The organism is Rhodoferax sp. (genome assembly GCF_030646845.1).
GTDB lineage: Bacteria > Pseudomonadota > Gammaproteobacteria > Burkholderiales > Burkholderiaceae_C > Rhodoferax.
Genome location: NZ_JAUSLE010000043.1, coordinates 1 through 20,716, shown reverse-complemented (window position 1 = coordinate 20,716; position 20,716 = coordinate 1). Strand labels below are relative to the sequence as shown.

General features: G+C 58.0%; 16 protein-coding genes. 5 read left to right on the top strand and 11 right to left on the bottom strand.

The genetic code is table 11. The annotated features are described in order from the left end of the window. The 7 genes from infB to Q7T10_RS10250 form a co-directional block, all read right to left on the bottom strand. Positions 1-2,908, bottom strand: a 2,908-nt coding sequence (gene infB, locus Q7T10_RS10280; protein ID WP_304747887.1) for a translation initiation factor IF-2, incomplete at its 3' end; no start/stop codon positions are given. Positions 2,909-2,932: 24 nt separating this feature from the next. After that, a complete protein-coding gene (gene nusA / locus Q7T10_RS10275; protein WP_304747886.1) occupies positions 2,933-4,429 on the bottom strand; it encodes a transcription termination factor NusA in 1,497 nt (498 codons plus the stop codon). Positions 4,430-4,451: 22 nt separating this feature from the next. Then, positions 4,452-5,069, bottom strand: a complete 618-nt coding sequence (rimP, locus tag Q7T10_RS10270; RefSeq protein ID WP_304747884.1) for a ribosome maturation factor RimP — start codon at positions 5,067-5,069, stop codon at positions 4,452-4,454. Between the two features lie 127 nt (positions 5,070-5,196). Next, positions 5,197-6,963, bottom strand: coding sequence for an ABC transporter ATP-binding protein (locus Q7T10_RS10265; protein WP_304747882.1), 1,767 nt, complete (start codon positions 6,961-6,963; stop codon positions 5,197-5,199). Then, a complete protein-coding gene (locus Q7T10_RS10260) occupies positions 6,960-8,009 on the bottom strand; it encodes an ABC transporter permease (protein WP_304747881.1) in 1,050 nt (349 codons plus the stop codon). Before Q7T10_RS10260 ends, Q7T10_RS10265 begins: the two co-directional genes overlap by 4 nt. Continuing rightward, positions 7,993-9,021 (bottom strand): microcin C ABC transporter permease YejB, encoded by a 1,029-nt coding sequence (locus Q7T10_RS10255; RefSeq protein WP_304747880.1) that lies wholly within the window; start codon positions 9,019-9,021, stop codon positions 7,993-7,995. Before Q7T10_RS10255 ends, Q7T10_RS10260 begins: the two co-directional genes overlap by 17 nt. Positions 9,022-9,024: 3 nt before the next feature. Then, positions 9,025-10,821, bottom strand: coding sequence for an extracellular solute-binding protein (locus Q7T10_RS10250; RefSeq protein ID WP_304747879.1), 1,797 nt, complete (start codon positions 10,819-10,821; stop codon positions 9,025-9,027). A 123-nt stretch (positions 10,822-10,944) separates the two neighbouring features. On the opposite strand from Q7T10_RS10250, the gene fabI reads away from it, so the two are divergent. Next, on the top strand, positions 10,945-11,739 hold the full coding sequence (gene fabI, locus Q7T10_RS10245; RefSeq protein WP_304747877.1) for an enoyl-ACP reductase FabI: 795 nt from the start codon (positions 10,945-10,947) through the stop codon (positions 11,737-11,739). Between the two features lie 64 nt (positions 11,740-11,803). On the opposite strand, the gene Q7T10_RS10240 is transcribed toward fabI, so the two are convergent. Beyond that, positions 11,804-14,092, bottom strand: a complete 2,289-nt coding sequence (locus Q7T10_RS10240; RefSeq protein WP_304747875.1) for an arginine/lysine/ornithine decarboxylase — start codon at positions 14,090-14,092, stop codon at positions 11,804-11,806. A gap of 132 nt (positions 14,093-14,224) precedes the next feature. On the opposite strand from Q7T10_RS10240, the gene Q7T10_RS10235 reads away from it, so the two are divergent. Further along, complete coding sequence (locus Q7T10_RS10235) at positions 14,225-14,650, top strand: NfeD family protein (protein WP_304747874.1); 426 nt, start codon at positions 14,225-14,227, stop codon at positions 14,648-14,650. A gap of 31 nt (positions 14,651-14,681) precedes the next feature. Beyond that, positions 14,682-15,593 (top strand): SPFH domain-containing protein, encoded by a 912-nt coding sequence (locus tag Q7T10_RS10230; protein ID WP_304747872.1) that lies wholly within the window; start codon positions 14,682-14,684, stop codon positions 15,591-15,593. A gap of 471 nt (positions 15,594-16,064) precedes the next feature. On the opposite strand, the gene Q7T10_RS10225 is transcribed toward Q7T10_RS10230, so the two are convergent. Then, positions 16,065-16,403: a hypothetical protein gene (locus Q7T10_RS10225; RefSeq protein ID WP_304747870.1), complete on the bottom strand. Its 339-nt coding sequence runs from the start codon at positions 16,401-16,403 to the stop codon at positions 16,065-16,067. Between the two features lie 719 nt (positions 16,404-17,122). Between Q7T10_RS10225 and Q7T10_RS10220 the strand changes: the two genes are divergently transcribed. Both Q7T10_RS10220 and Q7T10_RS10215 read left to right on the top strand, forming a co-directional pair. Then, a complete protein-coding gene (locus Q7T10_RS10220; protein WP_304747868.1) occupies positions 17,123-17,995 on the top strand; it encodes a glycosyltransferase family 2 protein in 873 nt (290 codons plus the stop codon). 18 nt (positions 17,996-18,013) lie between these two features. After that, positions 18,014-18,940, top strand: coding sequence for a bifunctional 2-polyprenyl-6-hydroxyphenol methylase/3-demethylubiquinol 3-O-methyltransferase UbiG (locus Q7T10_RS10215; RefSeq protein ID WP_304747866.1), 927 nt, complete (start codon positions 18,014-18,016; stop codon positions 18,938-18,940). Between the two features lie 69 nt (positions 18,941-19,009). Here Q7T10_RS10215 and Q7T10_RS10210 read toward each other — a convergent pair whose 3' ends face one another. Both Q7T10_RS10210 and Q7T10_RS10205 read right to left on the bottom strand, forming a co-directional pair. Then, positions 19,010-19,495 carry a hypothetical protein gene (locus Q7T10_RS10210; RefSeq protein ID WP_304747865.1) on the bottom strand — a complete coding sequence of 162 codons (486 nt, stop codon included), beginning with the start codon at positions 19,493-19,495 and terminating at the stop codon, positions 19,010-19,012. Between the two features lie 467 nt (positions 19,496-19,962). Next, positions 19,963-20,547, bottom strand: a complete 585-nt coding sequence (locus tag Q7T10_RS10205) for a hypothetical protein (RefSeq protein WP_304747863.1) — start codon at positions 20,545-20,547, stop codon at positions 19,963-19,965. Positions 20,548-20,716 lie beyond the last annotated feature (169 nt).

Here is a 20,716-nt window from a genome sequence, read left to right as displayed (position 1 = left end):
TACGGGCCACTTCGCGAATTTCAAAGAATTCCAGCACGTCACCCTCTTGGATGTCGTTGTAGTTCTTGATATTCAAGCCGCACTCGAAGCCTTCCTTGACTTCCTTGGCATCGTCCTTGAAGCGCTTGAGCGATTCGAGTTCACCGGTAAAGATGACCACATTATCGCGCAGCAGACGAAGACGCGCAGTGCGCCTGACGATTCCGGCGGTGACCATACAACCGGCAATCGAGCCGATCTTGCTGACCTTGAACACCTGACGGATTTCGGCGGTCCCGATGACTTCTTCCTTCTTGTCCGGCGTCAGCATGCCAGACATGGCGAGCTTGAGCTCATCCACGGCGTCATAGATGATGTCGTAGTAGCGGATGTCAACGCCGTTGTTCTCGGCCAGCTTGCGTGCACCGGCGTCAGCCCGGGTATTGAACCCGATGATGACCGCCTTGGAGGCAATGGCCAGATTCACGTCCGACTCGCTGATCGCGCCCACCGCGGTATAGACCAGTTGCACCTTGACTTCGTCGGTCGAGAGCTTGAGCAAAGACTGCGCCAGCGCTTCCTGCGAACCCTGCACGTCGGCCTTGATGATGATCGGCACCATCTTGACCGCGCCCGCAGCCATGTCGGTGAACATGTTCTCGAGTTTCGACGCCTGTTGCTTGGCCAGTTTGGTGTGACGGAACTTGCCAGCACGGTAGGTGGCAATCTCACGGGCCCGGCGCTCGTCCGACATCACCATGAACTCGTCGCCTGCTTGCGGCACTTCTGTCAAACCCTGAATCTCGACCGGAATCGAAGGACCAGCCGTTTTGATGGTTTTGCCATTCTCGTCCAGCATGGCCCGCACACGACCATAAGTGGAGCCCGCCAGAACGACGTCACCCGTCTTGAGCGTGCCGGACTGCACCAGAATAGTGGCCACGGGGCCCTTTCCTTTGTCCAGCCGTGCCTCAATGACCAGGCCCTTGGCCATGGCATCAATGGGCGCCCGCAGTTCCAGCACTTCAGCCTGCAGCAGCACCTGCTCCAGCAATTCGTCAATACCCTGGCCGGTCTTGGCGGATACCGGAACGAAGGGCGACTCGCCACCGAACTCCTCGGGCACCACCTCTTCAACCACCAGCTCGTTTTTGACGCGTTCCGGATTGGCATCCGGCTTGTCAATCTTGTTGATGGCCACCACGATCGGCACACCCGCCGCCTTGGCGTGCTTGATGGCCTCTTTGGTTTGCGGCATCACGCCATCGTCTGCAGCAACCACCAGAATCACAATGTCCGTGGCCTGGGCGCCGCGGGCACGCATGGCCGTGAAGGCCTCGTGACCCGGGGTGTCAAGGAAGGAAATCATGCCGCGTGGCGTTTCCACGTGGTAGGCGCCAATGTGCTGGGTAATGCCACCGGCCTCACCTGTCGCCACTTTGGCGCGGCGAATGTAATCCAGCAATGATGTCTTGCCATGGTCCACGTGGCCCATGACCGTCACCACCGGTGCGCGCGGCAGCGATTCGGATTGCTGCTGAGACACTTCGTCATCGGTAAATGCTTCCGGATCGTCCAGTGCAGCCACGATGGCCTTGTGGCCCATTTCTTCCACCAGAATCATGGCGGTGTCCTGGTCCAGCGGCTGGTTGATGGTCACCATCTGGCCCAGCTTCATCAGGTGTTTGATCACCTCTGACGCTTTGACCGCCATCTTGTGCGCCAACTCGGCCACGGTAATGGTTTCCGGCACGTGCACCTCGATGACGCGTGCTTCAACCGGTGCTGCCTGCACCCGGTTGTCATCACGATCGCGATCATTGCTGCCACGTCGACCACCCCGCGCAGGAGCGCGCCAATTGGTGCCACGGCCAGCGGGTGCACCCGTTGCGCCACGCGTAGGAATGGCACTTTTCTTCTTCGGATCGCCGGCCCAGCTGCTTGAGAGCTTGGCTGACTTGACTTCTTTTCCTGCCCCTGCGGCAGCGGGTGCCGCGGTACCCGGTGCGCCAGGCTTGGCGGGCTTGGCCGGCACCGTGCCAGCAGCCGGCTTGTGCAACGTGCCTTTGAGGCCAGCTGCCTTGGCTGCTTCAGCCTTGATCTCTTCAGGTTTCTTGACGACAGGTGCCTTCTTGGCGGGCGACGACATCATCACCCGAATGGCCGCGGCTTCTGCCTCCGCCTTGCGCCGGCGGTCACCCAGGTCGGCTGCGCGTGCGACGTCTTCAGCAGCGCGCGCTTTCGAATCGGCTTCCGCTTGTTCGCGCGCCAGCAATTGCGCCTTGGCCAAGCCTTCAGCTTTTTCTGCCGCCTCAGCCGCCTTGGCTGCTGCGATATCGATGGCATCTTGCGCCTGTGCGGCGGGGGACGCTACCGGTTTTTCTTGCGCCACGACCAGCTGGGCCGCTGCTTTTTCAGCGGCGATCTCAGCGGCTTCACGGGCGCGAGCCTCTTGCTCTTCGCGCTGACGCCTGCGCTCGGACAGTTCTTCTTCCTGGCGACGAATCAATTCAGCCTGACGGCGAGCCTCTTCTTCGCGACGCGCCAATTCAGCGTTGTCGATGAGCGGCACTGCCTCGTGCTGCTCCTGCTCGACTGCGGGCGCCTCACCTGAGACCTCGACGCCGTCCTCGCGGCGCACAAACGTGCGCTTCTTGCGGACTTCCACCTGAATGGTGCGCGCCTTGCCGGTCGAGTCAGCCTGCTTGATTTCACTGGTCGACTTCTTGACCAGCGTGATTTTCCGGCGCTCGGGGCTGGCTGTGCCATGGCTGGCCTGCAAATAGCTCAACAGATGCTGCTTGTCAGCGTCTGTCAGTTTGTCAGAAGGAGCCGACTTGGCTACTCCCGCCGATTTCAGCTGCTCAAGCAGCGTTTCGGTTGATTTCTTGAGTTCGGATGCAAACTCTGCGACGGTCGTACTGGACATTTGTTCTGTAACCTTTCATGACCATTACTCTTGAGAAGCGGCGTCATTGGTAAACCAATGTTCGCGCGCCTTCATGATCAAGGTCTTGGCTTCGTCCGCAGACTGGCCGGTGATTTCTGTGAGTTCGTCAACGGCCAGATCGGCCAGGTCGTCACGGGTGTGAACGCCGCCATCTGCCAGCTTGCCGATCAGTTCGGGGGTAATGCCTTCGAGGTCCTGCAAATCCTGCGAAACCTCGTCAACACTCTCTTCATGCGCGATTTCCATGGTCAACAGCGCGTCTTTGGCGCGGGTGCGCAGTTCGTTGGCCGTGTCTTCGTCGAAGCTCTCGATCTCGAGCATTTCTTCCAGCGGCACATAGGCCACCTGCTCCAGACTGGTGAAGCCTTCTGCAATCAGCAGATCGGCAATTTCTTCGTCGACGTCCAGCTTCTCCATGAACAGCTTGCGGCCCGAATCAGTCTCGCTGGCCTGCTTCTGTGCAGACTCGGCGGCATCCAGGATGTTGATCTTCCAGCCAGTCAGTTCGGATGCCAGGCGCACGTTCTGACCGCCCCGGCCAATCGCGATGGCCAGGTTCTCTTCATCAACGACCACATCCATGGCGTGACGCTCTTCGTCCACCACGATCGAGGAGACGTTGGCCGGGGCCAGCGCACCAATGACGAACTGGGCGGGGTCTTCACTCCACAGCACAATGTCGACGCGCTCACCGGCCAACTCGTTGGTGACGCCATTGACGCGCGTGCCACGCACACCGACACAGGTGCCAATGGGGTCGACACGCTTGTCATGCGACAGCACCGCGATCTTGGCGCGCGAACCGACATCACGGGCGCAGGATTTGATCTCCAGCAAACCCTGCTCAATCTCGGGCACTTCCTGACGGAACAGCTCAATCATGAATTCAGGCGCGGAGCGCGACAGAATGATCGGCGCGCCGCGCAGCGTGAGGTCGACTTCCATGATCATGGCGCGAACCCGGTCCCCCATGCGGAGGTTTTCCTTCGGGATCATCTCGCTGCGACGCAGCCGGCCCTCGACACGGCCACTTTCGACAATGATGTCGCCCTTGTCCATGCGCTTGACGGTGCCGACAAAGATCTTGTCGCCGCGGGACATGAAGTCGTTGAGCAGCATCTCGCGCTCGGCATCGCGAATTTTTTGCAGAATGACCTGCTTGGCCGCCATGGCGCCAATACGGCCAATCGGAACTGACTCCACCGTTTCTTCGATGTACTCGTCCACCTCAATGTCGGGAATCTGTTCTTTGGCTTCGAACAACAGGATTTCCTGGTCGGGCAACTGCAGGCCCGCCTCATCCGGCACGACATGCCAGCGACGAAACGTCTCGTAGCTGCCGCTGTCGCGGTCAACTGCGACGCGGATATCCACGTCGCCCTGGAAAAGCTTCTTCGTCGCCTGCGCCAGTGCCGCCTCGACGGCACCGAACACCACATCACGCTCCACGTTCTTTTCGCGTGAGATGGCTTCCACCAGCATTAACATTTCGCGATTCATGCCATGACTCTCCTGTTTCAATTCAATCCAAATTCGACTCTGTGCCGCCATCCGCAACCCGGCTTGCGCCGCGGCCCTTGAAGCTGACAATGGGCGCCAGACGCGCCTCTTTCAATTCATCCAGCGTAAAGCCCAGGGCCTGCACCGGTGCCGGCAATCTTTTCTTGCTGACTTTTTGACCGGGCTTGACCGCTGGCGCATCGCTCCAGACGATCTGCCAACCGGCAACGCCGTCATTACCCTGCGCACGCTCCAGCGTGCCCCGAAACTTCTTGCGCGTGGCATTGACCTGGCCCGCCGCCGCAACCCCGATGGGTGCCTTCAGCGTGACGTCTATCTCATGCCCCACAAACCGCTCAAAATCCTTCTCATGCCGTAACGGGCGATCAATGCCCGGCGAGGACACTTCAAGGCGTTTGTAGTCAATGCCATCCACCTCCAGCGCAAACAGCAACTGACGCGTGACTTTCTCGCAGTCTTCCACGGTCACGAACTGATCTGCACCCGTGGCACCGTCAGCCGGCGGCGACCATGGCAGGTCAATCGTGATGCGCAGCAATCCAGCGGCGGAACGCTCGGTTTCCACCAGGTCGTAGCCCAGTCCGGCCACGGTTTGCTCAATGATTTCTTTCAGCGCCACTTTTATTCAAATGCCATGCAAAAACAATCGACCAAAAAAAACGGGCGGTAGATACCCGCCCGTTTGGTCGTGAAGAATGGATTGTATCCTAAAAACGACTTAAGTGCCTTGATTTCTAAGGATTTAATCAGCTGCTGGACAGCAAGGTTTTTGTGTATTCATGCTCCGGGGCTTCCAGCACCCGGTCGGCGGGCCCCGAGTCCACGATACGGCCGTCCTTCATGACCACCACTTGATGGGCCATGGCCCGAATAACGTCCACATCGTGGGTAATCAGCAGATAACTGAGTCCACGCTCGCGTTGCAGGCGCTGCAACAGCTGCAAGACCTGCTTCTGGATCGTCACATCCAGCGCGCTGGTGGGCTCGTCCAGCACCAATACCCGGGGCTTGACAATAAGCGCCCGCGCGATGGCCAGACGCTGCCGCTGCCCGCCGGAGAACTCATGGGGGTATCGCTGAAGCAGAGCCTCGAACTGGACGCCATCCAGGTCAGAAACCATGCCAACCTCCAGCAGCGCCTGCGTCACACGCACGCGGCGCTCCGCTTGCGACAGGCCCGGCTCATGCACCAGGAGCCCTTCGCCCACGATCTCCTCGACCGTCAGCCGCGGTGACAAGGAAGAAAAAGGGTCCTGAAACACCACCTGCACCACGCGGCGCAAGGATTTGTTGCTGGCTGCACTCAAACCCCAGGCCTGTCCCGTCACCTGCAAGTCGCCACTGAAGGGCAACAGACCCAGCGCAGCGAGCGCCAGCGAGGATTTGCCCGATCCTGACTCGCCTATGACACCCAGCGTCTGTCCCGGCGGGAGACTGAAGTCAGCGCCCTGAACGGCGACAAACTCGCCGCGCTTGAACCAGCCCCTGAAGCCCGGCAACGCAGTGGAATAGCCCACCCGCAGCGCCCGGGCCTGCAGCACGGCCGGTTCATTCGCGACCGGCCCGCACTCGGTGACATCACGCACCGGCTTGCTGTCAATCAGCCGGCGGGTATAGCTGTGCTGGGGATGGGCAAACACGTCGGACACCGCGCCCTGCTCCACGATGTGGCCGTTTTCCATGACGATGACGCGGTCCGCAAAGCGCCGCACCAGATTCAGGTCATGGGTGATCATGAGCACGGCCATGCCATTTTTTTTCTGCAAGCCGGCCAGCAGGTCAAGGATCTGACCACGCAAGGCGACATCCAGCGCAGTGGTGGGCTCGTCTGCCAGCAACAACTTGGGCTGGCACGCCAGCGCCATGGCAATCATGGCGCGCTGGCGCTGGCCACCGCTGAGCTGGTGCGGGTACGCGTTGGCACGGCGCGCCGGCTCGGCAATGCCAGTCTCCGCTATGAGTTTTATAGCAGCCTGCGCACATAGCGATCGGGCCAGACCCTGTTTTAGCTCCAGAACTTCGGCAATCTGGTCGCCCACCGTGAACAAGGGGTTGAGCGCCGTCATCGGCTCCTGAAAAATCATGGAGATGTCCTGCCCGCGCAGGCCACGCAGTTCACGCTCGGGCATGGACAACAGGTCACGCCCCAGAAACATGGACTTGCCGGTGATGTCGGCGTTCTGCACCAGCCGCAACAGGCTCAGCGCCGTCACCGTTTTCCCGGAGCCCGATTCGCCCACCAGCGCCAGTTTTTCACCAGGCGCAATGGAAAAATCGATGCCGTGCACCACTTCCTTCCCGGAGAACGCCACGCGCAGACCGTGAACAGTCAACAACGGTGGTTGCGAGGCCAGTTCCGCCGACAGGCCGCCCTCAGGCGGAACAGCCCCCTCGGGGGGCAGTGCAGTGGCAAGCGTGCGGGGTGTGACGAGCGACGACGGGCGGCCCCTAGGCGCGAGAGCCCCCTCGGGGGGCAGCGAGGACACGCCAGTGCCGAGCGTGGGGGCAGTCATTTGTCGGCCTTTCGCGGGTCCAGCGCATCGCGCAGGGCATCACCCATGAAGGTCAGCAGCAACAGCGTCACCACCAGTACACAGAAGGTGGCAAGCGAAATCCACCAGGCGTCGATATTGTTTTTACCTTGGGACAACAGTTCCCCAAGCGACGGGGTTCCGGGTGGCACACCGAGACCCAGAAAGTCCAGCGATGTAAGGGCCAGAATCGCCCCGCTCATACGGAAGGGCAGGAAGGTGACCACCGGCGTCATGCTGTTGGGCAGCAAATGGCGAACGATGATCTGCCAGTTGCTCACGCCGAGCGCCCGCGCTGCGCGCACGTAATCGAGTTGCCGGTTGCGCAGGAACTCGGCCCGCACGTAGTCCGACAAACCCATCCAGCCAAACAGGCTTAACAGGGCCAGCAAAAGGGCCAGACTGGGAGCGAAGACCGCGCTGAAGATGATGAGCAGATACAGCTCCGGCATGGAACTCCATATCTCGATGAAACGCTGAAACGCAAGATCGGTTCGGCCACCAAAGAAGCCCTGAACGGCCCCCGTGATCACCCCAAGCAGTACGCCCGTCGTGGTCAGCGCCAGGGCAAACAGCACACTGACCCGAAAACCATAAATAAGCTGGGCCAGCAGGTCGCGCCCGCGGTCGTCGGTGCCCAGCCAGTTGTCGCGCCCGGGAGCCGACGGATTGGGCTCCCTGGCAAAGTAATTGAGCGTCTTCGCACCGTAAGGGTTGGGGGCGAACACGGCCCAGTTGCCCGGCTGCGACAGGCGCTCCCGGATAAACGGGTCCAGATAATCAGTGGCTGTCTCGAAATCTCCGCCAAAGGTCTTTTCGGAATAGTCCTTGACCATGGGGAAGTAAGTCGACCCCTGGTAGCGAACGACCAGTGGCCGGTCATTGGAGATGATTTCGGCAAACAGGCTCAACACGACAAGGGCGCCAAAGACCATCAGGCTCCAATAACCCAGGCGGTTGCGCTTGAATCGCAACCAGGCCCGACGGCCGGGCGATGGAGACTTCGGGGGCTTAGTCAAACTTGACACGCGGATCCACCCACACGTAGCACAAGTCGGAAATCAGCTTGGTCACCAAGCCGATCAGCGTGAAAAAGTAAAGGGTTCCCAGGACCACAGGGTAGTCACGCCGGATCACGCTCTCGTAGCTCAGGAGGCCCAGCCCGTCCAGCGAAAAAAGCGTTTCGATCAGCAGCGAACCGGTGAAAAAGGCGCCAATGAATGCGGCCGGAAAACCGGTGATGATAGGAATCAGGGCATTGCGAAACACGTGCTTCCACAGCACCTGTCGTTCATCCAGCCCTTTCGCCCGCGCTGTGACCACGTACTGTTTGCGGATTTCTTCCAGAAACGCGTTTTTGGTCAACATGGTGGTCACCGCAAAGCTGCCCAGCACCATGGCGGTGACCGGCAGCGCAATGTGCCACAGGTAGTCCACGACCCGCGCGCCCCAACTCAGCTCATCCCAGTTGCTGGAGGTCAAGCCGCGCAGCGGAAACCACTGCAGCTGGCCGCCAAAAATCACCAGCAGCGCCACCCCCAGCACAAAGCCGGGAATGGCATAGCCGACGAGCACCAGCAGCGTCGTGACAAAGTCGAAACGGGACCCGGCCCGAACCGCCTTGGCCACGCCCAGCGGCACAGCGATCAGGTAACTGATGAAAAACGTCCACAGCCCGAGGCTGATGGACACCGGCAGCTTCTCCCACAGCAGCTGGGACACGTCCTTGTTTTGGAAAAAACTCCGCCCCAGGTCAAACCGGGCAAACTGCCCCAGCATTTGAAAGAAGCGTTCATGGGCGGGCTTGTCAAAACCATATAGGGCCTTGATTTGCTCAAGCCGCTTCGGGTCGACCCCTTGTGCGCCACGGTAACTCAGACCGCCGCCCTCGGCGCTGGCGCCGCCCCCTGCCTTGGCCTCTGCCAGGTATTGCTCCACCGGGCCACCGGGCACAAACTGGACCACCGCAAAGGTCAGAAGCAGCACACCAAACAGCGTGGGAACCATCAGCAGCAGGCGTTTAAGGATATAGGCCAGCATGGTTTATTTTGCCCACCAGGTGTCAATCGCCCAAGTCTCGCCCTGAGCATAGGGCGGCATGCTCGCCGGCTTGGTGATGCGCCAGCTGTTGTAGACGATGCGGTGGGTGCCGGCGGTCCACTGGGGAATCAGCAGATGGCTGTGCGCGATGACTCGTTCCAGCGCGCGGCAAGCGGGCAACAACTCCGTCTTCGTCCTCGCACTCGTCATCTTGCTGATCAAGGCGTCAATCGCGGGACTCTTGACCCCTGACAGGTTGCCGGAGTCTTCCAGGTCTGCCGCCGCTGAGCCGAACAAGTCCGCGTATTCCTGTCCCGGGTTGTGCGTGCCGGCGTAGGCGAGTGATGTGATGTCGAACTCGAACTTCTGCAGTCGTTGCTGGTACAGGGCAAAGTCGACCGGGCGGAAGTTCAGTTTGATGCCGAGCTTTTCGAGGTTGCGCGCCCAGGGGGAGATCACGCGCGCACCGCCTTCGTTGCTGTCGAGATATTCGACTTCAAATGCCTTGCCCTGTGCATTGCGCAAGGCCCCATCGCGCACTTCCCAGCCGGCGGCCTTCAACAGGGCTTGCGCCTGACGCAGGTTGGCCCGCAGCGACGAATCGCCATCGGTGCGCGGCGCCACCGCCATCGGCCCGAAGGCCGCGGCTGGAATTTCTTTGCGCCAGGGGTCCATCAAGGCGATTTCCTCCGACCCGGGCACGCCCCTGGCCTGGCAATCGGTGTTGCCGAACAGACCATTGACCCGCTGGTATGAGTTGTAGAACATCTGGCGGTTCATCCACTCATAGTCCAGCGCCAGACCGAGCGCCTGGCGTACGCGCACATCCTTGAAGTTGTCGCGCCGCGTGTTCAGCACATAGCTCTGGAAGCCCGATGGCAAGCTGTGTTTGAACTCGGCTTTCACCAGTTCACCGGTGTCGAACCGCTTGCCAGTGACCCGACGTGCCCAGTCGCCGGCAGAAAAAAACCGCATCAAGTCAAACTCACCCGCCTTGAGGGCTTCCAGCCGGGCGGTATTGTCCTTGTAGATCTTGACGGTAATGCGTTCGAAATTGTTGGTACCGCGCTTGACGTTCAGGTCTTTCGCCCAGTAGTTGGGGTCCCGCACATAGGTGATGTCCTTGCCAAACCGGACCGGGCCAATTTTGTAAGGCCCGCTGCCGATCGGAATATCCGTCACCACCTGGTCAAACGATTTCGGCCTGCCGTTCTCCACACCCCACTGGCGGCTGAAGACCGGCAGCCCACCCACCTTGAGCGGCAGTTCCCGATTGGGCTTCTTGAAGCGGTAGCGCACGGTACGCTCATCCAGCACATCCAGGCCAGCCACATCTTCCAGCTGACTCTTGAAGGAAGGCGAGGTGTGGGGCCCCATCAGGGTGTCGAAACTGTGCTTCACGTCCTGGGCGAGCACGGGGTCACCGTTGTGAAAACGCGCTTCAGGCGCAATGTGAAATGTGGCGCTCATGCCGTCCGGCGCCACTTCGACGTCGCGCGCCAGCAGGCCATAGCCGGAGGCGGTTTCATCCAGAGAGCCTGTGAGCAGCGAATCAAACATCAAGTCCGTCAGATAGGCCGGGGCCGAGCCCTTGATGGTGAAGGGGTTGTACTTGTCAAAGGTCGATACCCGCAGATTGCTGACCAGCCGCAATTCACCGCCTTTGGGCGCATTGGGGTTGACGTAATCAAAGTGCGAAAAACGGACGGGATATTTCAGGTCGCCCCACAGGGCGTAACCATGCGCCGCCCATAACGGGGCGGAGACTCCCCACACCAAAAAAAAGAGCAGACTGCGCATGCGACAATTCTGCATCAACTTCCGTTGCCATCTGGCCGGGACGGTTGGGGACTCTGAAACCACAGTTCCGGCCAACCCGCTGCTGAGGCGACGGCGATTCACCTGCAAATAGAAGAGGACGATATGGGATTCCTGACAGGAAAAAAACTGCTGATTACCGGTGTTTTGTCGAACCGATCCATTGCGTACGGCATTGCAAAAGCCTGCCACGAGCAAGGAGCCGAGCTGGCGTTCAGCTACGTGGGAGAGCGCTTCAAGGAACGCATCACCGAGTTCGCGGCAGATTTCGGTTCCTCGCTGATATTTGACTGCGATGTCGGCGATGACGCGCAGATTGAAAAACTGTTCAGCGACCTGTCGAAGCACTGGCCCAAGTTCGACGGCTTTGTGCACAGCATTGGTTACGCACCACGCGAAGCCATTGCGGGCAACTTCCTGGACGGCCTGACGCGCGAGAACTTCCGGATCGCCCATGACATCAGCGCCTACAGCTTTCCCGCCATGGCCAAGGCAGCCCTGCCCTACCTCAATGACAAGGCGTCCCTGCTCACGTTGACCTACCTGGGCGGCGTGCGCGTCGTACCGAGTTACAACACCATGGGATTGGCCAAAGCGTCGCTGGAGTCGTCGGTGCGCTATCTGGCTGACGCCATTGGCCCAAGGGGGATGCGCGTCAATGGCCTGAGCGCCGGTGCCATCAAGACACTGGCCGCAAGCGGCATCAAGGATTTCGGTCGTTTGTTGGCCATCTCGGCCAGCGCCTCGCCCCTGCGACGCAACGTGACGATTGAAGAGGTGGGCAATGTCGCCGCCTTCCTGCTGAGCGACCTCGCCTCCGGCATGACAGGCCAGATTTCCTATGTCGACTGCGGCGTCAGCCAGACCGCGGTGGCCGTGGTGGAAGCGCCGCAATCTTGATGAAATAGGCTGCCAGACCCCGTGATCAGGGCGCTGGCAGCTATCATATTAATAGCAATTTTGGTCAGGTCCTGACGCAATTTGCATAGTAATGGGTCAGGCCGTCGGCCCCCACCTCTTCCAGCAGTCCATGGATATCGGTCTCGAAACCCGGGCACTGGGCATTGAACTCTCGTGAAAACTTGAGATAGTCCACGATCTTCTTGTTGAAGACCTCCCCCGGGATCAACAAGGGGATGCCGGGCGGATAGGGCGTCACCAGTCCGACCGTGATGCGGCCTTCGAGCTGATCAATCTCGACCCGCTCGGTTTTGTGCAACGCGATGTGCGCATAGGCATCACTGGGCTTCATGGCGGGCGTCAGGTCGCTCAAGTACATGTCGGTCGTCAAACGGGCGATGTCATATTTGGCATACAGCTGGTGCACGTGCTGGCACAAGTCCGCCAGGCCCATGGTTTCGTATTTGGGGTACTTCTGGCAAAAATCGGGCAAAACGCGCCACATGGGCTGGTTCTTCGCGTAGTCGTCCTTGAACTGCTGCAAGGCAGTCAGCATGCTGTTCCAGCGGCCCTTGGTGATGCCAATGGTGAACATGATGAAGAAACTGTAGAGCCCGGTTTTCTCGACCACCACGCCATGCTCGGCCAGGAACTTGGTTACAACGCTTGCCGGAATGCCGGTCTTGGCGAACTTTCCGTTCAAATCCAGCCCTGGTGTCACGATTGTTGACTTGATTGGGTCGAGCATGTTGAAGCCCGCGGCCATCTTGCCAAAACCATGCCAGTTCACCCCCGCCCTTGCCTTGGGCGACTCACCTTTGATAACCCAGTTGTCAGAACGTCCGATGCCCTCGTCCACGAGTTTGTCCGGCCCCCAGACCTTGAACCACCAGTCGTCACCGTACTCATCATCAACCTTGCGCATGGCCCGACGAAAATCTAGCGCCTCGGCAATGCTTTCTTCAACCAGCGCGGTGCCACCGGGCGGCTCCATCATTGCAGCGGCAACGTCACAACTGGCAATGATGCTGTATTGCGGGGACGTGGACGTGTGCATCAGATACGCATCGTTGAAAAGGTGCTTGTCCAGCTTGACGGTTTGTGAATCCTGCACCAGAACCTGGCTGGCTTGACTGATCCCCGCCAACAGTTTGTGAATTGACTGCGTGGCATAGACCATGGCGTGCTTCGGTCGCGCGCGTTTTTTCCCCATGGCATGGTAGGTGCCATAGAACGGGTGAAATGCCGCATGCGGTAGCCAGGCTTCATCAAAGTGGATGTTCTCCACATAGCCGTCCAGCATGCCTTTGACTGTTTCCGTGTTGTACAGCACCCCGTCGTAGGTGGACTGGGTCAACGTTAAAACGCGCGGCTTGATCTGGCTGGCATCCACGCCTTGCAGGTGTTCGCGGATCAGCGGATTGGCCATGATCTTCGCCTTGATCGCGGCCGGTTCAAACTCGCTCTTGGGTATAGGGCCAATGATCCCGAAGTGATTGCGTGTGGGCTTTAAAAACACGGGAATTGCCCCGGTCATGATGATCGCGTGCAAGATGGAGACGTGGCAATTGCGGTCCACCACCACCACATCGTTGGGCGCGACCGTGTGGTGCCACACCATCTTGTTACTGGTGCTGGTGCCATTGGTCACGAAGAAGCAATGGTCGGCATTGAAGATACGTGCGGCGTTGCGTTCACTCTTGCCAATGGCGCCGTCATGGTCCAGCAACTGACCGAGTTCTTCCACCGCGTTGCAGACGTCTGCGCGCAACATGTTCTCGCCATAGAACTGGTGGTACATCTGCCCGACCGGGCTTTTCAGAAAGGCGACGCCGCCTGAGTGGCCAGGGCAATGCCAGGAATACGAGCCATTTTCCGCGTAGTCCAGCAAGGCCTTGAAGAAGGGCGGTTGCACGCCCTCCAGGTAGTTTCTCGCTTCGTGAATAATGTGGCGCGCCACAAATTCGGGCGTGTCCTCGAACATGTGAATAAAGCCATGCAATTCCCGCAGAATGTCGTTGGGAAGATGCCGTGACGTTTTGGTTTCGCCGTGCACATAGATCGGCACATCGAGATTTTTTCGGCGCACTTCTTCAATGAAATGCCGCAGGTTCACGACCACAGGGTCCAGATCCGGACCGGATGTGAACTCTTCATCGTCGATCGACAAAATGAACGCGCTGGCGCGACTTTGCTGCTGCGCAAATTGACTCAGGTCGCCATAGCTTGTAACGCCCAGCACTTCAAATCCTTCTGTCTCAATGGCTTGAGCCAGCGCCCGAATACCCAGACCCGAGGTGTTTTCCGAACGGAAATCTTCGTCGATGATGACAATGGGAAAGCGAAATTTCATAAAGACCTCCAGCCGCGCTTAGGAAAGAAAAAGTGATCAGGCGCGAAGTGTAAGGACTTATCACGTCAATTCCCCAAGCCGACCCACCTTTTGCCTGAGAATACAGGCAACACAACACAACTGGGGGTCAACATGGCTGAATCAACGATCTGGTGGGTACTTGCCGGCTCCGTTGTTGCTGTTGAACTGGTAACAGGGACCTTTTATCTGCTCATGCTGTCCCTGGGGCTGGTTGCCGCCGCCATCTCTGCCCATGCAGGCGCGACTACCCCAGTGCAAATACTTGTGGCAGCGGTCTTTGGTGGGGGTTCTGTCGTGCTTTGGAGAGTCTTCAAAAAGACGCAGTCGCCGGCAGCACCCGCCCATGCCTCCGAAGAAGTCAATCTCGATATCGGGGAAACAGTCCACGTTGATGCATGGGGCCCGGACGGCACCAGCTCAGTCAAATACCGGGGTGCCAATTGGAGCGTCTCCCCCACCCCGGAGGATATCCCGTCCCCTGGAACCCACCGCATTGTTGAGGTGGTCGGCAACCGGCTGATTGTCAAGAAATTCTGAAAATGTGCAGGATCAATTCAAGGAGAATCTAATGGAAATTTCAGTCGTGTTATTGATCATCGCGGTGATATTCGTCACGCAATCGGTCAAAGTTGTGCCTCAACAGCATGCCTGGGTCGTGGAACGGCTCGGAAAATACAATGGCACATTGATGCCGGGGTTGAACTTTTTGGTGCCATTTGTCGACAAGGTGGCCTACAAACATCTGCTGAAGGAAGTGCCGCTGGACATTCCCAGCCAGGTTTGCATTACCCGCGACAACACCCAGCTGCAGGTGGACGGCATCCTTTATTTCCAGGTGACGGATGCCATGCGGGCCAGTTATGGCTCCAGCAACTACATCGTCGCGATCTCGCAGCTGGCGCAAACGTCATTGCGTTCGGTCATCGGCAAGCTGGAGCTGGACAAGACGTTCGAAGAGCGCGACATCATCAACGCCCAGGTGGTGCAGGCCATCGACGAAGCCGCCCTGAACTGGGGCGTCAAGGTGCTGCGCTATGAGATCAAGGACCTGACGCCGCCCAAGGAGATCCTGCATGCCATGCAGCAGCAAATTACCGCAGAGCGTGAAAAGCGCGCACTGATCGCGGCATCCGAAGGACGCCGCCAGGAGCAGATCAATATTGCCACGGGGGAACGCGAGGCGTTCATCGCCCGCTCAGAAGGCGAGAAACAAGCTGTGATCAACAAGGCGGAAGGTGACGCCCAATCCATTCTGGCTGTGGCCTCGGCGACGGCCCAGGCCATCGAACGCATTGCGGCGGCTATCCGTCAGCCTGGTGGCGCTGACGCAGTCCAGCTGAAGGTTGCTGAAAAAGCCGTCGACGCCTATTCGAAGGTGGCGGCAGATGCCACGACGACGCTCATCGTGCCCAGCAACATGACTGAGGTATCAGCGCTGATTTCATCGGCGATGAAAATGGTGCAGGTGCAGCGGGGGTAATCGAGCGGCACAAAACAAAAAACCCGCAGCTCTCTTGAAGAAAACTGCGGGATCTCGTATCCGCAGGCGTCATTCACATATGCCCCGCTAACCCGCATGAATTCTTGATTGTTGGTTTTCATTTTGCAGCGTTACCCGTATCGTTACCCACAGACCCCGGTGGCGTCACCTTTTCAATGCTCGCAGGCCAGCGTTTCATGCGCCTAAGTAACCCGTTGTCTGTACGCGCTCGATAGACCGCTAACACACCGCTAGCGCCGTGCAGCACCACATAAACAAGCCCTAGCCGTACCTTAACGCCGCTGGCCTCGCTTGGCACGTCTATGCCCCCACTCTTGAACCACGAGGCACAGGCCCGTCGTAGTAGGTCCGCCCGCTGGATGTTGTTCACCTTTAAGGGTTCGTGTGTCTGCTCAATTGGCATAGTGCGCCTTCCGTGGGTAGTGCCGTGGTTGCCCCTGGCTGTCTCATTCAGTGTCCGGCCAAAGCTCTGTCTAGTTCTTCCATCGTGATGCCGGCGGGGCTGATCCGGTGTGTGGGCGGTGTGGTATCCCATTCATCCCCGTCACTCATAAGCGCGCCCCACTGTTCGTGATTCATGCGCAGGATGTAGTTCTGTCCCATCAGGTCCACAACGTCGGCCAGATCATGTAGCGCGGTGTTGTCAGTGTCGTATGCCAAGTTGATGAGCTGGTCCAGCCCGTATTCAGCATTGGTTGCACCGGCAGGTGTGCTGTCAACGCCTGTTTCAAGGAAGGTCTTCCACATGGTCAAACGAACCTTGATAGCGTGGTGTGCGGTGCGTTTCATGTTGACCTCAAGTAAGCTAATGACGGCTAAAGTTTCCTCCATGGTTAGTAGTTTGTCAAACTATGATATGAAGAGAAACTAACTTGATCAGACTGGACTGGCCGGGAGTAATTCGGACACGGGGGTGGGGCGGCGGGTGGACCAGCGAAAAAAAGGGAGGCCCCTAGACCCTTATAGGCCGCTCTTTTTGCAGGGCACAGGTTGGCCTTTTTCAAATTTAGGCTGTTCAAATCGATATTGGGGTTTGTCCTACCCAGAAAAAAATTGGCGGTTCGATTTGAGGCGCATTCGGCAGCCGCCTCACTGGATGCCCTCAGGATCAAGGCAGGGGGCCACCCCGGCTGAACCCAGGGGATCGGGTGGGCTAGCGGGGGGGATCGCCGCAGGGGGGTACTCATATACCCTGCTCCCATTATTTCTTCATTTTTAGGATGCAGCTGCCGAAATGGGGCACACAGCACATGCAAGCCACCTGGCTTGTTTGCGAGCATCTCCACTGGAACTGTGAAGTAACACCGATCTGTCAAATTCACAGAATCAATATTTACATATAGTTACTAAATCCGAAGTAGCATTCAGGCCTATTTTGAGAATTGTCAACGACTCAAATGGCGCAATCACTTCCGAGTGATTCCGGGTACTTAGTGTCTCAACATCAAAATTTATCGTCATTGAATGGGCCAGACGGTCTGTTCACTTGATGAAGGCAGGGAGCGAAAATGAAAGTTAGCGTCATAGTTCCAACGATGGCTACTCAGCAACGAGCGCCGCTATTGAAACGAGCGATTGAATCCATTCGCCATTCATCGAAATTTCCCATTCGCATCATCGTCGTGGTCAATGGCAAGCGATACGATAGTGAGACGTGCGAATGGCTCAAGGCCCAACCTGACATTCATTTTGAGTATCTTGAAACGGCATCTGCACCCAAATCCGTGCTCAGAGGGCGTGAGTTGGTTACATCAGAGTTCTTTTCGACGCTAGATGATGACGATGAGTACCTTGAAGGGGCAACGGACAAGAGGATTCAACTCATGGAGCTTGATCCTGCGTTCGACCTTGTGGTGAGCAACGGGTATCGCAATGTGGGCGGCATTGATCGCCTTCTTTATACAAATCTTGCCGAGGTGACTGCTAATTCCTTGCGCAGCTTGATGGACTTTAACTGGCTATCGAGCTGCAACGCCCTTTATCGAACCGCGTCTGTTGAACTTGCATACTTCACTGACAGTCACGCCTACGCAGAATGGACTTGGCTTGCCTACAGACTAGCGAAGGATCGAAAGAATGTCGGCACATTGAATAGGCCGACATTTCGCATCAACGATACAGCCGACTCTCTCTCCAAGTCCGAGAGTTACGACAATTCATACTTACCCCTGTTTGAAAGAATGCTTGACGGCGGGCCGCCGGCCAACATTGCACGCCTGATTCGTAGAAAGATGGCGGCTCAGTGGCATGCGGAATCTAACGCAGCCCTGACAAAAGGAAATCGTATGCGGGCGCTGAAATGCCATTGGCAAAGTCTGCTTGAGGTGGGCGGGTTGCAATATTTGAGCTACTCGCGAAAATTCTTCCTCCCTAACAGATGAGCTTTGTCACGAACATTTATGCTGAATCTAAATGACAGCTCATGCCCGTTCTGTGACGGCAATAGATTGGTGCGTTACAGCGCCTCAGCTCACGATGCAAAAAAGAAACGGGTAAACATAATTGAGTGCCAAACCTGTCAAGCAGGGTGGCAGTGGCCATTGCAGCGAACAGAACAACAAAGCGCAATGGAGTTCGAAAACGCATATGCTGACCACAACGATGGCACCTACTTCGATCTCGAAAAACGAGAGGCTGTGGCAAATTGCCAGTTTGAATTTCTCAAGACCAAAATTGAGAGACCAGGGCGCCTTCTCGATGTTGGCTGTGGAGATGGCCACTTTGCCCGATATATGGCAAACCGGGGATGGGACGTCGTGGGTCTAGATCCAGCTCTACTTCGCGGAGTCACCGAGGATATTTCTCCCGGTCGCTTGAGCCTGCAGTGCGATAGCATTGCTAATCTGCCACCAGACCAAATCTTTGACTTAGTAACACTTTGGGATGTCGTCGAACACGTTGAGAAGCCTGATCAATTGATAAATGAGGCGGCCGCTCGTCTGGCACCTGGCGGGATACTAGTCGTGGAGACAGGCAACTATCAATGCGCTGGACGGATTCATAGCAAAGGCACATGGTGGAACTATCAAATAGATCACCGCTGGTACTTTGCTCCACCCCAACTAAATGCGCTTCTAACACGAGCGGGACTCAACCATATTGAGCTGGCCGATAAGGTGCTTCGTCCCTGGTGGAAAGGCCACTGTGACATGCCGTCACCTCGCTTGATAACACTGGTCAAAGCGATTGCAAGAAGACCATGGCGGACATTCTCGGCTTTGCGATGCCACAACGATCTGAAGCAGGGCAGAAAACAGTGGACAGGCTGGGGTGGGCTGGAAATCATGACGATGATTGGACATAAGCTTGAACCTGCCCCTGTTTGACGTACCTGGGAATTATGGGAGAGCCAAGGCGACAAGCTGCAACGCGGTCACCCACTTCTCCGTGACTTTCTAGCCGATGGGCAGTCCCATGGATGCTCGCTGGCTGTCGTGCACTACGCGGCCCAGGCAGGGCAGCAGCGCGCCAATCTCCTGATAGGCGGTATGAACTTCTGGGGCTGCTCTGGCCTTGCGGTGGTCCGTGCAGTTTTTCACGAGAGTGGCCAGCGCACGCACGGCGGTGCGCTTAAATGCGGTATCAAGTGGATGACGAAATAGATCAAAGTCGCCATTGGTTTCCCTCACGAGGTACTCCGCGATCAGCACGCCCACGCCCAGCTTGTGGGCGATTTCGGAGACTTCCCAAGCCTCGTAATAGAGCGAATCGAGTGCAAGGGCCATGCCCTGAATTTGCCTTGGCTCTGGTGCCAGTGACAGGGCCAACGTGGAAAGATGCGCGCCTGCCCGTTCGTGGTGCATCTGCGCGATATGTGCGCGCCCCGTGGTCTGGATATCGTAGGCATCAAGGACGATTCGGGCATATGGAGTGAGGTTCATAGTCTGACTTTCGAAAGAGGGCTAAACGGTGTTGCAGTCGGTCGTGCCGTCGTTTGCGGCGCGAAGTGGTTTGGTAGGTCATGGATCAGGATTCATGTGCACCTCCATGTTGTTTTGGTGGTGGTGTGGTTGTTGCATGTCTGCAGCGGGACAAAAAGTGGTCCGGGGTGGGTCAAGGTGGTCCAAGCATGGTCCAAGATAGATATTGTTTTAATAGCACTAGAGCTAGTCTGGGCGTGGGGTGGTCCGGGTGGTCTAAGTGGTCTATGCTTTTTCGCAAGTTGGGCACGGCGTGTGTATGGCAGGATGTATTTCATATGGTGGTATGTCTATAAATCTATTTACTAACTTCTAAAAATACTTAGACCACCCGGACCAAGCCAATGCCAGCAATGCTGTAGCGCTATCAAATTCATAGCGGTTGCTTGGACCGTACCCTGACCACTTTGCCCGGTGGTCGCCCCCGGTCATTCGCCCACCCGCACTTGAGTCGCCTCGGTGAATGCCGCACGCAGCTCGGGCAGTGGGGGCAACACGTCGCGCCATTCCCGGCCTGTCACACCCCTTACCCGTTTTTTGCCGATACCCGCAGGCCCAGCCCAACCTCCTAGCCGTCGCGCCACGGATGCCCAGTCTGTACTTGCGCGCCCTTTTGCCGCTGCGCTCTGTTCGTAGGAAAGCCGCAACGCTGCCCGGTCGATCTCGGTTTCGGCTGCGTCGTTCAAGTAGACCACCCGGTCCGACCCATCGCGCCAGCGGATAGCCCCTTCGGTCAAGCACTGGTACCACCATGCCACCGCCGGGCAGCGCAGTGCCGTTTGCTCTACCTGTCTGCGCAGGGCTTCCCCCTTGGGAATGACCCGGGGGTTAAAGCCTGTCAGGTCCAACGATTGCAGGTAGTGCAGCAACGCCGCCGGGCCATCGTCCGCCCCCCATGCGTGATAGCGTTTCCAGAATCCCAGATTGCCGCGCAGCCCCTCCCCCACCTCGATCACCACGGCCCGGCGTTCATCGCTGGACGCTTGCCACACATACTCGTGATTGGTCAACATGACATAAGCGCAGCGGTTGACCCCTTGCATGGTCGATGTCAACTATCTTGACCGCTCGACGACAACTATCCTGGCCGGTGGAAGCGGGGAATGATTTGAACTGGTTATTGTGTTGAACGAACCTTTCGCACAGGCGGGGCATGCACCGCCTGTGCGGCGCGGCGACGGT